The sequence below is a fragment of the Wolbachia endosymbiont of Drosophila bocki genome, from assembly GCF_028982005.1.
Lineage (GTDB): Bacteria > Pseudomonadota > Alphaproteobacteria > Rickettsiales > Anaplasmataceae > Wolbachia > Wolbachia pipientis.
On record NZ_JAPQLG010000166.1, the window covers coordinates 1 to 1,218 of the forward strand.

The window sequence follows — 1,218 nt, forward strand, 5'->3', positions numbered from 1 at the left end:
TATAGTTAGCCTTTCATAAGTAGCGATGCAACAAAGCCATCCCAGTGTCTGGGCACTGGGATGACATCCTGTTACACGTTCAACTTCATTCTCTCTCATCTCCCTATAACTTGGTAATGTAGAATTTTTTACATGCAACCCGGTATATATTGCAATCAAAGCAGCTATGACACTGCAAACTACTGCACCAGCTACAAATGGAACCATCACAGCAGCAGTAATGAATAATCCTGTAATAACAACTCCAACAACATCTTTTGTCAATGAGGTGTAAAAATCCTTTTTGCTCTCTTTATATTTAGTTTCTTGTTCATTTGGCATAGAAAATTGAGCATCTACAAAGCCGTTAGCTTTATTATCATTATTTGGTGTGGCAGTTTGGTCAATCCCTGTTACTACAGGCGTTTTATTTTCGTTATTATGATGCTGACCGTTACCACTATTTGGTGTAATAGTATGATTTGATAGACCATCGCTGTGAGTTCTTATATTACTAGACTTATCATTACCGCTTGACATAGCGGATGTGCCGGCGTTTGTTGATACTACAGGAGATACTGGTTTATTAATAACACTCCTACCGTTACCACTATTTGGTACAGTAGTTGGATTTGTTTTTTTTGTTGATGTTGCTATAGATTTACTAGTGGCATTACTATTACTGCCAGATCCTACTTTAATTTCCTCATTAGATATTTTTTGCTTTTCTTGTTTCTCCTCTATCGCTGACACGAGTAACGTAACAAGTTTTTCATTGTTTTTGTCTATAGCCTTATCTAACGCATTACTCTTTAATTGTTGACACAACTTGTACAGCTTGCTTTTAGGTATTAGCTTTGATTGTTCTGCGTTAACATTTTGTAAGAGTAGATCTAAAATTTCGGTATTACCAAAATGGACAGCATAATTTAATATAGATTGACCATTTACAGTTTTGGGAATATGGCATGTTTCTTCTTGTTGGGAAATGATACTAATAATTTTTAGCTCATTTTTAAAGAGAAATTTTATAAAATCTAGATTACTTTTTTCAATTGCAAGTGCTAATAGTAAATCTTCCAACACACAGCCATTATGAAATTTTTGCTTTAGAACCTGTTAAGGATCTCGAAAATATGAGGTAAGATAAGCATAGTTAAGAAAGAGGTATATCTATGCAAAAAAGCTATCCAAGCGATATAAGTAAAGAACAATTTAAAAAAATTAGACCAATACTGG

Annotated in this window: 1 protein-coding gene; it reads right to left on the reverse strand. The window is 34.1% G+C overall.

Going from position 1 to position 1,218, the window contains the following annotated elements; all coding sequences use genetic code 11:
• Positions 1–1,065, reverse strand: a 1,065-nt coding sequence (locus OZD61_RS03880) for an ankyrin repeat domain-containing protein (RefSeq protein ID WP_274979927.1), incomplete at its 3' end; no start/stop codon positions are given.
• Positions 1,066–1,218 lie beyond the last annotated feature (153 nt).